This is a genomic window from Silvania hatchlandensis (assembly GCF_025564065.1).
Lineage (GTDB): Bacteria > Pseudomonadota > Gammaproteobacteria > Enterobacterales > Enterobacteriaceae > Enterobacter > Enterobacter hatchlandensis.
Genome location: NZ_JAMGZK010000040.1, coordinates 48566 through 61182 on the forward strand (window position 1 = coordinate 48566; position 12617 = coordinate 61182).

Genomic DNA, 12617 nt, shown 5'->3' on the forward strand with positions numbered 1-12617 from the left:
TCTGTAGCGATATTTTCTGCCTCTCCCCCGCAAGGGGTAAGTCATTCGCACAAGCATCTGCACCAAAAATTGATCCATACTATGCGCGAGCACCTGCGTTTGTGCTGCAATAGTAGGCTCAAATATGAAGTCGCCCAGGATTATGTCGTGCCAAAAGAAAATCGTGATACCCCGCCTCACTCACTGCCCGCCGGCGTCGTGATGTGTGAGGTGCGCAGGCCCCCGCAGCTCTCACAGCCTATCCCGGACTGGATTGCGCAGGAAGTCCCCGTTGCGCTGGTTTATAACGGTATCTCGCACGTGGTGATGATGGCCTCGCCCAAGGATCTGACCCAGTTTGCCATTGGTTTTTCGCTCTCAGAAGGCATCATCGATCATCCACAGGACATCTACGGCATGGACGTGGTGCAGGTCTGCAACGGGCTCGAAGTGCAGATTGAACTCTCCAGCCGTCGCTTTATGGCCCTGAAGGAGCGGCGTCGTGCGCTGGCAGGCCGCACCGGGTGCGGGGTCTGCGGCGTGGAGCAGTTGAACGACATTGGTAAACCCATCACACCGCTGCCGTTTAGCCAGACGTTCATCCTGACGAACCTCGACATGGCGTTGGAGGCGCTTCATACCGTCCAGCCCATTGGTCAGCTGAGCGGTTGTACGCACGCAGCAGCCTGGATCCTGCCGTCGGGGGAAATCGCGGGCGGGCATGAGGATGTGGGCCGGCACGTCGCGTTGGATAAACTGCTCGGCCGTCGGGCAGGGGAAAATGAGATATGGCAGCAGGGGGCGGCGCTGGTCTCCAGCCGGGCAAGCTACGAGATGGTACAAAAAGCGGCGATGTGCGGGGTGGAGATCCTGTTTGCGGTCTCGGCCGCCACCACGCTGGCCGTTGAGGTGGCAGAACGCTGCAACCTGACGCTGGTGGGTTTCTGCAAGCCCGGCAGGGTCACGGTGTATACCCATCCGCAGCGCTTAATCACTGCTTAAAGTTAAATCAATTTTTTTGAATGACAACGGCAAATCCTTCCGCTTTTCGTTTGGGGATGTGAGGGCTATTATTTATCACATCAAGGCACAACGCCTTACCCAAACAACTAATCGCAAGGATTTACATCATGAAAAGCATCAAAACTTTTGTCGCTGTTATCGCTCTGGCTGCTTCTTTTGGTTCTTTCGCTGCACAGACTGTTACCGCATCCGCCAGCACCATTGATGGCGCAGAAGCCAAAATCGCCGCTCAGGCTCAGCAGGCAGGCGCATCGTCTTACACCATTACTCAGGCTTTCTCCGGTAACCGTGTGCACATGACCGCTGAACTGAACAAATAAGCACATAGCATCTGTCGAAAGAGCGCCCTCGGGGCGCTTTTTTAGTTTATGCCTGCCAGACGTAATAGCGCCGTCACCACTGCTGCCGCAACAATCACCAGAATCAACGGCACTTTGCGCCAGGCCAGGAACACGGCAAAGGCCACACCCAGTACGCGCGCCATCCCGGCGAAATGCTCCCCTTCATAAAAGGTTGTCGCCAGCGCGACTGAAAACAGCAGCACGGTTGCGGCATCCGACAACAGCGCCTGCGAACGTTCGGAAAGAGCTAACCGGCTGCCCAGTTTGGCCCCGCCGAGGCGCATCAGATAGGTACCGGCAGACAAAATTGCGATGCCGAGAAGAAAGATGGTCATGTTTTCCATTATTTTTTCCTCGACGCCAGGCCAAGTAACGAGAGCAGTACCGGCAGGCCCACCGGCGCAAAGGGTACAGCGGCCAACGACAGGGCGGCACCGCTGCAGGCGCGGATAAGGGTGGTGCGATTTTTAAACGCCGGTACGACCAGCGCCAGTAAAATGGCTGGGAACACCGCGTCCAGACCAATGGTTTCGGGCTCTGGCAGCAGTTTGCCGACCAACGCCCCCAGCATCGTGCCTAGCGGCCAGATAATCGCCACGCCCAGGCCGCAGAGCCAGTATGCGGCTTTGCGCTGCTCCAGCGTTTTTTGCGACAGACCAAATACCACGCTTTCGTCATTCATGATGTGGCAACCCAGCAGGCCCAGTCCGCGTTTACCCACCAGCTCGCGCACGGTCACGCCAAAAGGCACGTGGCGGGCATTGACCAGTAGCCCCGCAGCCGCTGCGGCAAGCGGGTTCCCGCCGCTGGCCACAATGCCGATAAACATAAACTCGGACGCCCCCGCCAGCACGGAAACAGAGAGCAAAAACGGCACCCAAAGCGGGAAGCCATACGCCATCGCCAGCGAGCCGTAGGACATACCCACAACACCAACCGCCAGACACACCAGTACAATTGCCTTGATGGTGTCGCCTTTAAGACTTGAGAGAGAATGCTTCATACACTGTTAGCCATATCGAACGAATATCCATTATAATGAACGCATCAATGTCGTTTTACAAGATGAACGATTCGTTCGATTTACAGAACAGAGGCCGTTTTATGACGCAGCCAATTAGCGTGATCGCCAAAAGCCTGGTGCGGGAACGCTTGCGAACCGGACTTTCACTGGCGGAAATCGCCCGTCGTGCCGGGATCGCCAAATCCACGCTGTCGCAGCTGGAGTCCGGCAACGGCAACCCCAGCCTCGAAACGCTCTGGTCGCTGTGCGTTGCATTGGGCATTCCGTTTGCCCGTTTGCTGGAGCCGCAACAGCCCGCGACCCAGGTGATCCGCCGTGGCGAAGGCACCAAAGTGATTGCCGAGCAGGCAAACTTTGAGGCCATCCTGCTGGCGACATGCCCACCGGGCGCGCGACGTGATATCTATATGCTGATGGCGCAGCCGGGTGCGGATCGTATTTCCCATCCTCATACGCCGGGGTCGGTTGAACACATTATTGTGACTCAGGGCCGGGCGCTGGTTGGCCTGACGGACGCGCCTGAAGAGCTGGGAGAAGGGGACTACATTTGCTATCCCGCCGATCGGCCGCATATCTTCAAAGCCCTTGAGCGTGATACCTGTGCGCTGATGGTTGCTGAACAAAACTAACTTTTCAGACACGGATAATCATGTCGCTTAAAGCCATTGCCAAAGAACTGGGACTTTCGGTTACCACGGTCAGCCGCGCTCTTAACGGATACGATGATGTCTCCCGCGAGACGCGCGCCCGCGTGGAAGCCGAAGCCCAGCGCCGTGGCTATCGTCCAAACACCTTTGCCCGCCGCCTGAAGATGGGCAAAATCGACGCCGTCGGGCTGGTGTTTCCGGTGCATCCGGTACCGCTCAATAACAGCGTTTTTATGGACATGGTCGGCGAAATTAGTCACGAACTGGCGCGACATGAGATCGACTTACTGCTGATTGCCGACGACGATCTGGCCGACAAGCACAGCTACATGCGGATGGTGCAAAGTCGCCGTGTGGATGCGCTGATTGTGGCCCACACCCTGGACCGCGATCCGCGTCTGGAGCAGCTGCAGGCCGCCGGATTCCCTTTCCTCGCCCTCGGGCGCAGCCACCTGCCTGACCCCTATGCCTGGTTCGACTTTGACAACTATGCCGGGACGTATCAGGCGACACGTCGGCTTATCGAGCGTGGGCATCAGCGCATCGCGCTGTTAGGGGAAAGCAACAGTCAGGCGTTTATTACCCAGCGCCGTCAGGGCTATCTTGATGCCCTGCACGAAGCGGGGCTCTCCAGCGAATGGCTGCGCATCATGCCGCCATCACGCCGCGCGGGATACACCACCACCCAGGCATTGCTGGCGCTGGATGTCGCGCCAACGGCGATCGTCACCGACTGCAACACCCACGGCGATGGTGCCGCGATGGCGCTGGCGCAGATGGGGCGCTTAACGGGCGAGAACGCCGTTTCGCTGGTGGTTTACGACGGCCTGCCGCAGGACAGCATTGTCGATATCGACGTGGCGGCGGTGATTCAGTCCACCCGTGAGGGCGTAGGAAAACAGATCGCCGACATGGTGCGGCAGCTGATTAATGGCGACGACATCAGCCAGCTTCAGGTGCTGTGGCAACCGGATTTCTCCCCGGGCCAGACGGCTTAAATTTCCCTAATTTCTAAACCCGATCACAAATCCGAAACGTTTTGGTTTTAATCCGAAACGTTTCGGATCAACACTCAGGACATCCCGACGACAGGAGATGTCCGATGCACGATTCAATTTTACGTCTTGCCAGCGAAACGGTGGATGTGGTTATCAAAACCCACCCGTTCGCCGAAATTCTTTACTGGGGTCCGCACCTTCGCTACTTTTCGCCGCAGGATGCGTCAACCCTGTCCCGCCCGGTCGCCAACGGCAGACTGGATGTCGACCTGCCGGTAACACTGATGGCGGAACTGGCTCACGGCCTGTTTGGGGCGCCGGGCATTGAAGGCCACCGTCAGGGGCTGGACGGCTCACCGCAGTTCCGCACCGTTGCCGTAGCGCAGGAGGGGCAAACCCTCACCGTGACTGCCGAAGATGACCATGCGGGCCTGCGAGTAACCAGCGAAATCGCCCTCGACGGCAGCGGCGTGCTGGTGGTTCGCCACGGTCTGACCAATCTTAAGAGCCAGCCGTGGCAGGTGGATCGCCTGGCCGTTACGCTGCCGCTGGCAGAACGTTCGCGCGAAGTGATGGCGTTTCATGGCCGCTGGATCCGCGAATTCCAGCCGCATCGCCTGCTGCTGGAGCACGACAGCTTCGTTATCGAGAACCGTCGCGGCCGTTCCTCCCACGAGCACTTCCCAGGGCTTATCAGCGGCACGGCAGGTTTTAGCGAAATGGACGGCGACGTATGGGGCGTTCACCTGGGCTGGAGCGGTAACCATCGCCTGCGCGCGGAAGCCAAAACCGACGGTCGCCGCTATTTGCAGGCCGAAGCACTGTATCTGCCGGGCGAAATGAAGGTGGAGGAGGGCGAAACCCTGTGGACGCCGCGCCTTTACGCCAGCTACTCGGCGCAGGGGCTGAACGGCATGAGCCAGCAGTTCCACCGCTATCTGCGCGACAATATTATTCGCTTCCCGGAGAACAAACCGCGCCCGGTGCATCTCAATACCTGGGAGGGGATCTACTTCAGTCACGACCCGGAATACATCATGCGGATGGCCGAAGAAGCGGCCACGCTGGGCGTGGAGCGCTTTATCATCGACGACGGCTGGTTTAAAGGGCGCAACGACGACCACCGCGCGCTGGGAGACTGGTATCTCGACGAGAAAAAATACCCTGACGGCCTGATGCCGGTGATCAACCACGTCAAAAACCTCGGCATGGAGTTTGGTATCTGGGTTGAACCGGAAATGATTAACCCGGATTCGGATCTGTATCGCGCGCATCCTGACTGGGTGCTGGCGCTGCCGGGGTACGCACAGGCGACCGGTCGCCATCAGCTGGTGCTGAACCTCAATATCCCGCAGGTCTTTGATTATCTGCTGGAGCGCATGAGCTGGCTGCTGGGTGAACATCCGGTGGACTATGTGAAGTGGGATATGAACCGCGAGCTGGTGCAGCCCGGTCATCAGGGCAAAGCCGCCGCCGACGCCCAGACCCGTCAGTTCTACCGCCTGCTGGATGTGCTTGGCGAGCGCTTCCCGCAGGTGGAGTTTGAATCCTGCTCCTCCGGCGGCGGGCGTATCGATTATGAAGTGCTGACCCGCTGCCATCGCTTCTGGGCCTCGGACAACAACGACGCGCTGGAGCGCAATACCATTCAACGCGGGATGAGCTATTTCTTCCCACCGGAGGTGATGGGGGCGCATATCGGTCATCATAAATGCCATGCCACCTTCCGCCAGCACAGCATCGAATTCCGTGGTCTGACGGCGCTGTTTGGTCATATGGGACTGGAGCTGGATCCGCTAAGCGTGGATGAGCACGAGCGCGACGGCTATCGCCGCTATGCAGCGCTGCACAAGCAGTGGCGCGAGGTGATCCACCACGGCACCCAGTGGCGCGTGGATATGCCTGATGCCACCACCCAGGCGCAGGGTATAGTGAGCGACGATAAGAAGCAGGGATTGTTTATTGTCAGCCAGCTACAAATGCCTGATTACACCTTGATGATGCCGCTGCGCATGCCGGGACTGGAGGCCAACGCCCGGTACCGCATCACGCTGCTCGATCACCCGAATATTCGCCTGACCGGCGAAGGCGGCCACACCATGCGCAAGCTGCCGGCGTGGATGGAAGCCCCGCAAACGGTGAGTGGCGAATGGCTGATGCAGGCGGGACTTGCGCTGCCGATTCTGGATCCGGAAACCGCCATTCTGATTGGCGTAGAACGCGTATAAGGCCAATGGGCCGGGCAACCGGCCCTCAGTTGAGGATAAAAATAATGAACACGACTGCCTGTACCCACAAAGACAATCCGAATTTCTGGATCTTCGGGTCATTCTTCTTTCTCTACTTCTTCATCATGGCGACTTGCTTTCCGTTCCTGCCGATCTGGCTGTCGGATATCATTGGCCTGAATAAAACCCATACCGGGATCGTTTTCTCCTGCATCTCGCTGTCCGCCATCTCGTTCCAGCCGGTGCTGGGGGTGGTGTCTGACAAGCTGGGGCTGAAAAAACACCTGCTGTGGATTATCGCGGTTCTGCTGTTCTTGTTTGCTCCCTTCTTCCTCTACGTCTTCGCTCCGCTGCTGAAGGTCAATATCTGGCTGGGGGCGCTGAGCGGCGGGCTGTACATCGGTTTTGTCTTCTCGGCGGGCTCAGGGGCCATCGAGGCCTACATCGAGCGCGTGAGCCGCAACAGCTTCTTTGAATACGGCAAGGCGCGGATGTTTGGCTGTCTGGGCTGGGGGCTGTGCGCTTCTACCGGCGGGGTACTGTTCAGTATCGACCCGTCGTATGTGTTCTGGATGGGATCGGGGGCGGCGCTTGTACTGATGTTGCTGCTGGTGATAGCCAAACCGAAGCCCAACCAGACCGCACAGGTAATGGACGCGTTAGGGGCCAACCAGCCACAGATCACCACCCGAACTGTAATCAACCTGTTCCGTCAGCGCAAAATGTGGATGTTCATTTTGTACGTGATTGGCGTGGCCTGCGTGTATGACGTGTTCGATCAGCAGTTTGCCACCTTCTTTAAAACCTTCTTCGCCACACCGGAGGAAGGCACGCGGGCATTTGGTTTTGCGACCACCGCCGGGGAGATCTGCAACGCCATTATCATGTTCTGCTCACCGTGGATCATTAACCGTATCGGTGCCAAAAATACGCTGCTGATTGCCGGACTGATTATGGCGACGCGCATTATTGGCTCGTCGTTTGCAACTACCGCGGTTGAAGTGGTGGCCCTGAAGATGCTCCACGCGCTGGAAGTGCCGTTCCTGCTGGTGGGCGCATTTAAATACATTACGGGCGTCTTTGATACCCGCCTGTCGGCCACCATCTACCTGATTGGCTTTAACTTTGCCAAACAGCTGGCGGCGATCTTTCTCTCTGCGTTCGCCGGGAATATGTATGACCGGATCGGCTTCCAGGATACCTATCTGATGCTGGGCTGTTTTGTACTGGCGGTGACGGTGATTTCGGCGTTTACGCTGTCAAACCATCGTGCTGCTGCGACACAAAAAGTGTCTCAACCTGCGTGAGTCTGCATCCTCCCTGCGGGCGTTGGCCATCAGGGAGTTTTCAGGTGCTTACCCAGTTGTTTTTGATTTTGAACATATCAGCGCGGTTATAGCTGCAGGAATAGTTAAAGATAGTGCCGTCTTCTAACTTTGTTACCCCAGTGACCTTAAGCATCGGCCTGCCAGTGGGGATCTGCAACAGCGCCGAAAATTCCTCGTCGAACAGATCGCTTTCAATCACCGAGTTATAGAATTTAATTTTCTTCGCCGTTTTTTGTTCGATGTATTGATACAGAGAACCTTGCTGAAGAACAGCGACGGGAATGGCGTCAATCACCGCGCAGATTATCCATGAATCTTCAATCAGTACGGGGGTGTTATCAATGCATCTCAGGCGGCGAATAAAATGCACCGAATCACCGGGTGTCATATCGAGATGTTGAGCAATAGCCTGGGGAGCAGGCAAGATCTGTTGAGCGATAATTTGGCTGGATACGTTGCCCTGCTGATTAAACTCCCGCGAAAAGCCGAGGATAGAATCACCAGGATGGTTGTTCAGCATAAAGACGTTATCTTCTGCGACTTTCGCCACGAACATTCCTTTGCCGTGGATCTTCTCAATAAAGCCGTCTTGCTCCAGCGCGAGCATCGCCTTTTGCAGCGTTACGCGAGTGACATTATACCGTTTCGCCAGATCGCGTTCAGAAGGGATTTTGTCACCAATAAGGTATTTCTTTTGCAGAATATCTGAGCGAATACTGTTTTTGATTTCAATATATCGAGCGACCATTTTCTGGCTCTTAAGGATGAGCGACAGGGGTCAGTGTAACATGCACGCCGCCCCTGTCGCTGACCTGTATCACGTTGAGGCTGCCGGGTTCAGAGCGGAATCTTCTTCGGCTTCTTTCTGGATTTGATTGCGTTCCATCATTTTAAAGAACGGATAATAAATCACCGTCGAAATGACCACCATGCAGCCCGACCATATCGCCGCTGGCAGATTTCCGGCGGTGGCAAACCAGGCATTGAGAATGGGTGGCATAGTCCAGGGGACCTGCAAAACGGGTCGGCCAATAATATTAAAATCCATCAGTAGCCACGATATTGTACATAAAACCAGCGGGGTAATAATTAATGGCAACATCATTAACGGGTTAAAGACCATCGGCACACCAAATATCACCGGCTCGTTAATACAGAATATCGCCGGGCCAATCGACATCCTCCCCAGCGAGCGATAATAACGACTGCGGGAAAAGATCATCGCCAGCACTAATCCCATGGTCGCCCCTGAACCGCCCGCACAGATAAAGAAGGTATAAAACCCTTCTGCGGCAATATGCGGAACCGGCTGATGATTGAGAAACGCCTCAGTGTTCTCGGCGATAAACTTTAAGAATATCGGGCTGGTGATGCCCGATAAAACGTTGGTGCCGTGAATGCCGCAACACCAGAGCAACGAGATAGTCAATACCAGCAGTAACATTCCCGGTAGCGTATCCATACCCAGCACTAACGGGCTGAGAATCAGGGTAAAAAAGGCATTAATATCAAAACCGAGAATGACCCTGACAAACCAGACTACCGTCAAACAGACCGTGGCGGGAACCAGACTAACAAACGACTGTAATACCGCAGGGGGAACGCTTTCGGGTAATTTAATATAGATTTTTCGCTGAATAAAAAAGCGCACAACATACACGGTTAAAACAGACAGAATAATGGCGGAGAAAAGCCCGGATGCGCCAAAGTTACTGACATTTATTTTCCCTGCATCATCCAGTTGGGCCAGCATAAATACGGCGACGGTAATACAGCAACAGCTTACGCCATCCAGTTGGAGTTGTCGGGCGAGGTTAAAACTAATGCCAATGGCGGCGATAAGACCAATCGCACCAAAAGTGACATTCACCGGCACGCTGAGCTTAGTGCCAAAATCCCCCAGCCATTCAGTCCAGCCAGGTATCGGCAGGTTAGCAATAATAAGAAATAAACTACCGGCAACAATAAAAGGCAGTGTGAATGCGATGCCATTGCGAACGGCCACCAGAATCGCATTATCCCCTACCTTGATAAGCACCGGAACAACACGGCTCTCAAGGAACTTCATCATGACGTTTTCCTCTCCCTGGAGAAGGTGAATAATCAATGAAACTGCGGAAGAAAATCACGGTTTGCGGCCAAATAATCATTGAGGATTTTCTCCGCTATGATCACCGAAGGCACCAGAGGATGACTCGCCAGGGCTAATAGTGCCGTGTGGTAATTGCCCGTGACGGCGGCTTCTACGGTGAGTTCCTCAAAGGCTTTGACGCTTTGGATGAGTCCACGCACGCGGGCGGGTAAAGGACCGTAGGTGATGGGATGTGCGCCTTGTTTATCTATCACGGCGTTGGTTTCAATTACGCTCGCGTCGGGTAAGTCACGGGTGGTACCGTTATTCAACGTATTCACGACGTGGATTTCTTTTTTATTATTGTAGATGGCGCTGATAATGGAACAGGCGGTATCGGAATACCAGGCTCCGCCCCGACTTTCCAGCGCTTTGGGTTTCTCGCACAGCGCGGGATCGTTATAAAGCTCAAACAGCTGCTTTTCGATGGCTTTTGAGCGTTCTCCACGCGTACCGCCCTGGTTCATCTCCTCAATCTCTTTTTCCACCATTTCGCGATTGAGCCAGAAGTATTTTAAATAGGAGAGCGGGTAGAAATTAAGCGCTTTGACGAACTCGCGCGGCAACCCTAAATCAGGCACATTTTTGAGGGTGTGATTACCTGTACCTTCTGCCAGACGGGCAAAGAAATCAGCGCTTATATCCTTGCCATCCAGCATGATCTGGTCGGCAAAAATAAGATGATTAAGGCCCATAATTCGTGCGGAAATGGATTTTCTGTCGACGTTATAGGTTTTGGCGACGTCCATCATCATGCTGTTTGCGCCGCTGCAAATCCCCAGTGATTTTATTGCACTGTGTTTTTCGATAGCTTCGGTGACGATCCCGGCAGGATTGGTGAAATTAATCAGCCAGGCATCGGGGCACAGTTCCTCCATGTCTTTACAGACATCCAGTAACACGGGGATCGTACGCTGGGCTTTCATAAAACCACCCGGCCCGGTGGTTTCCTGCCCCAGCACGCCATATTTCAGCGGGATTTTTTCATCCTGAATACGCGCGTCGAGTTGCCCGACGCGAATTTGAGTAGTGACGAAATCGGCGTCTTTCAAGGCGTCACGGCGCTGCGTCGTCAGGTGAACGGTCATATTGATACCGGCTTTTTTCACCATCCGTTGAATAAGACCGCCGACACTCTCCAGTTTTTCTTTTCCTGCCTCGACATCAACCAGCCAGTATTCTGTGACCGGGAGTTCTTTGTGTCTTTTAATAAAACCATCGAGTAATTCTGGGGTATAGCTGGAACCTCCACCAAGGGTAACGACTTTTAACTTTCCCATTTCTCATTCTCCATATGAACTGGCGTATGCCAGTTGGTGGGAAAATATCACGCAACGGGAAGCTCTCAGGGTGACCTTAATCACACATTAATCGTATGGAGATAAGAAGTAAGAAAAAGCCCCGCTGGATAACGGGGCAACAAAGAAGGGATTATTCGAGGTAAAAGACCTCTTGCAGTTCCGCACTCACCGGGCTGTTGTCCGGGTTAGACGGCATCACGTCGCGCATGTGTTTCCACCAGCGCTGGCAGACGTCGGTATTCGCTACCGCGTTCCAGCGCTCCTCCGATTCAATCTCCACGGTGGCAAACAGCAGGTTGCGGGTCTTATCCAGCCAGATGGCGTAGTGGTGCGCGCCGTGGTCTTTCAGCACCGCTTCCAGCTCGGGCCAGATCGGGTTGTGGCGACGTTCATACTCTTCGTGTGCGTCCGGGTTCACCTGCATCACAAAGGCTTTGCGGATCATAATGCCTCCAGATAGAGTTCGCGCACCTCGTCGCGGCTGGCGCTACGCGGGTTGCAGGGAGCGCACGGATCGGCGAGAGCTTTGTCGAGCCAGCCTTCGATATCGGCTTTGGTCACGCCCAGTTTGCTGAATCCGGAAGGAATGCCGACGCGGGCGCTCAGGTCACGTATCGCCTGAATGGCCGCCATACTTGCCGCTTCGTCGCTCATCTCGCGGGTATCAACGCCCATCGCCTGCGCCACGCGGGCAAACCGTGCGACGGCGTTCGGGCGGTTAAAGTTTTCGATGATCGGCAGCAGGATGGCGTTGCAGACGCCGTGCGGTAGATTGTGCGTGGCGCCCGGTTGGTGGGCCAGCGCATGTACCAGGCCCAGTCCGGCGCTGTTAAATGCCATCCCCGCCAGATACTGACCAAAGGCCATTTGCTCCCGGGCTTCGAGGTTATGTCCATTGTCCACGGCGTAGGGCAGCCACTGCGTAATTAAGCGAATCGCCTCCAGCGCATTGGCGTCGGTCAGCGGGTGCGCGCCAACGGACACGTAAGCTTCGATGGCATGGGTCAGGGCATCCATCCCGGTAGCGGCGGTGACGGAGGCCGGAATATCCAGCATCACGCTGGCATCATCCACGGCGATATCCGGGATGATGTTTGGGTCGATAATCACCTCTTTCACCTGACGGTCAGTGTCGATGATCACCGCGTTGCTGGTCATCTCCGCCGCCGTACCGGCGGTGGTGTTGATGGCGACCAGCGGCACGCCGGCGTTTTTCACTTTGCCGACGCCGGAGTACGCAGTGGAAGGGCCTGGATTGGCGGTAAGAATTTTAATCGCTTTGGCAGTGTCAATCGGGCTGCCCCCACCGAAGGCGATGATGTAATCGCACTGCGCGGCCTGATAAGCGGCATAGCCTTTCTGCACCAGCGCTTCCGTTGGGTTCGGGAACACCTCGTCGAACAGGTGATACGACATCTGCTGCTCATCCAGTGCGGCAAACAGGCTGTCGAGCAGGCCCAGTTTGACCAGCTGACCGTCGGTGACGATCAGCGCCGTTCCCCACTGTTTGCTTGCCACCAGATTTACCATATCGCCGATTGCGCCCGCGCCGTGCAGGCTGATTTTAGGAAGCGCCAACATAAAGCTCATGATCATTCTCCTTAATTACGTTGATTT

13 protein-coding genes are annotated in these 12617 nt (G+C 55.5%); 6 read left to right on the plus strand and 7 right to left on the minus strand.

The features are described 5' to 3' along the window. The first annotated feature begins 147 nt into the window (after positions 1–147). Entirely contained in the window at positions 148–981 is an 834-nt protein-coding gene (fdhD, locus tag M8014_RS04775; RefSeq protein ID WP_271281401.1) for a formate dehydrogenase accessory sulfurtransferase FdhD, read from the plus strand. A 128-nt stretch (positions 982–1109) separates the two neighbouring features. Then, entirely contained in the window at positions 1110–1322 is a 213-nt protein-coding gene (locus tag M8014_RS04780) for a YdgH/BhsA/McbA-like domain containing protein (protein ID WP_271281402.1), read from the plus strand. Positions 1323–1363: 41 nt separating this feature from the next. On the opposite strand, the gene M8014_RS04785 is transcribed toward M8014_RS04780, so the two are convergent. Together M8014_RS04785 and M8014_RS04790 are read right to left on the minus strand one after the other, a co-directional pair. Next, positions 1364–1687: an AzlD domain-containing protein gene (locus M8014_RS04785; RefSeq protein WP_271281403.1), complete on the minus strand. Its 324-nt coding sequence runs from the start codon at positions 1685–1687 to the stop codon at positions 1364–1366. After that, entirely contained in the window at positions 1687–2346 is a 660-nt protein-coding gene (locus M8014_RS04790) for an AzlC family ABC transporter permease (RefSeq protein WP_271281404.1), read from the minus strand. The genes M8014_RS04785 and M8014_RS04790 overlap by 1 nt, the downstream gene beginning before the upstream one ends. A gap of 101 nt (positions 2347–2447) precedes the next feature. Here M8014_RS04790 and M8014_RS04795 point away from each other — a divergent pair, with 101 nt between their 5' ends. The 4 genes from M8014_RS04795 (at position 2448) to M8014_RS04810 (ending at position 7547) form a co-directional block, all read left to right on the plus strand. Beyond that, the gene (locus tag M8014_RS04795; protein WP_271281405.1) at positions 2448–2996 is read left to right on the plus strand and encodes a helix-turn-helix domain-containing protein; all 549 of its coding nucleotides are present in this window, start codon (positions 2448–2450) and stop codon (positions 2994–2996) included. A 20-nt stretch (positions 2997–3016) separates the two neighbouring features. Then, the gene (locus tag M8014_RS04800; RefSeq protein ID WP_271281406.1) at positions 3017–4012 is read left to right on the plus strand and encodes a LacI family DNA-binding transcriptional regulator; all 996 of its coding nucleotides are present in this window, start codon (positions 3017–3019) and stop codon (positions 4010–4012) included. Positions 4013–4116: 104 nt separating this feature from the next. Then, positions 4117–6240, plus strand: a complete 2124-nt coding sequence (locus M8014_RS04805; protein WP_271281407.1) for an alpha-galactosidase — start codon at positions 4117–4119, stop codon at positions 6238–6240. A gap of 44 nt (positions 6241–6284) precedes the next feature. After that, positions 6285–7547, plus strand: coding sequence for an MFS transporter (locus tag M8014_RS04810; RefSeq protein ID WP_271281408.1), 1263 nt, complete (start codon positions 6285–6287; stop codon positions 7545–7547). 40 nt (positions 7548–7587) lie between these two features. Here the strand turns inward: M8014_RS04810 and M8014_RS04815 are convergent, their stop codons facing one another. The 5 genes from M8014_RS04815 to fucO all read right to left on the minus strand — a co-directional run bounded on the left by M8014_RS04815 (position 7588) and on the right by fucO (position 12590). After that, positions 7588–8316 (minus strand): GntR family transcriptional regulator, encoded by a 729-nt coding sequence (locus tag M8014_RS04815; protein ID WP_271281409.1) that lies wholly within the window; start codon positions 8314–8316, stop codon positions 7588–7590. Positions 8317–8385: 69 nt separating this feature from the next. Further along, positions 8386–9639 (minus strand): PTS sugar transporter subunit IIC, encoded by a 1254-nt coding sequence (locus tag M8014_RS04820; RefSeq protein ID WP_271281410.1) that lies wholly within the window; start codon positions 9637–9639, stop codon positions 8386–8388. 32 nt (positions 9640–9671) lie between these two features. Continuing rightward, entirely contained in the window at positions 9672–10979 is a 1308-nt protein-coding gene (locus M8014_RS04825) for a 6-phospho-beta-glucosidase (protein ID WP_271281411.1), read from the minus strand. 151 nt (positions 10980–11130) lie between these two features. After that, positions 11131–11445 carry an L-rhamnose mutarotase gene (gene rhaM / locus M8014_RS04830; RefSeq protein ID WP_271281412.1) on the minus strand — a complete coding sequence of 105 codons (315 nt, stop codon included), beginning with the start codon at positions 11443–11445 and terminating at the stop codon, positions 11131–11133. After that, positions 11442–12590, minus strand: coding sequence for a lactaldehyde reductase (fucO, locus tag M8014_RS04835; protein ID WP_271281413.1), 1149 nt, complete (start codon positions 12588–12590; stop codon positions 11442–11444). The genes rhaM and fucO overlap by 4 nt, the downstream gene beginning before the upstream one ends. Between the last annotated feature and the right edge of the window lie 27 nt (positions 12591–12617).

Coding starts and splice junctions, on each gene's coding strand:
- rhaM (WP_271281412.1), bottom strand. CDS start 11,445: ATGATCCGCAAAGCCTTTGTGATGCAGGTGAACCCGGACGCACACGAA.
- M8014_RS04825 (WP_271281411.1), bottom strand. CDS start 10,979: ATGGGAAAGTTAAAAGTCGTTACCCTTGGTGGAGGTTCCAGCTATACC.
- M8014_RS04795 (WP_271281405.1), top strand. CDS start 2,448: ATGACGCAGCCAATTAGCGTGATCGCCAAAAGCCTGGTGCGGGAACGC.
- M8014_RS04785 (WP_271281403.1), bottom strand. CDS start 1,687: ATGGAAAACATGACCATCTTTCTTCTCGGCATCGCAATTTTGTCTGCC.
- fucO (WP_271281413.1), bottom strand. CDS start 12,590: ATGAGCTTTATGTTGGCGCTTCCTAAAATCAGCCTGCACGGCGCGGGC.
- M8014_RS04810 (WP_271281408.1), top strand. CDS start 6,285: ATGAACACGACTGCCTGTACCCACAAAGACAATCCGAATTTCTGGATC.
- M8014_RS04805 (WP_271281407.1), top strand. CDS start 4,117: ATGCACGATTCAATTTTACGTCTTGCCAGCGAAACGGTGGATGTGGTT.
- M8014_RS04815 (WP_271281409.1), bottom strand. CDS start 8,316: ATGGTCGCTCGATATATTGAAATCAAAAACAGTATTCGCTCAGATATT.
- M8014_RS04820 (WP_271281410.1), bottom strand. CDS start 9,639: ATGATGAAGTTCCTTGAGAGCCGTGTTGTTCCGGTGCTTATCAAGGTA.
- M8014_RS04780 (WP_271281402.1), top strand. CDS start 1,110: ATGAAAAGCATCAAAACTTTTGTCGCTGTTATCGCTCTGGCTGCTTCT.
- M8014_RS04800 (WP_271281406.1), top strand. CDS start 3,017: ATGTCGCTTAAAGCCATTGCCAAAGAACTGGGACTTTCGGTTACCACG.
- M8014_RS04790 (WP_271281404.1), bottom strand. CDS start 2,346: ATGAAGCATTCTCTCTCAAGTCTTAAAGGCGACACCATCAAGGCAATT.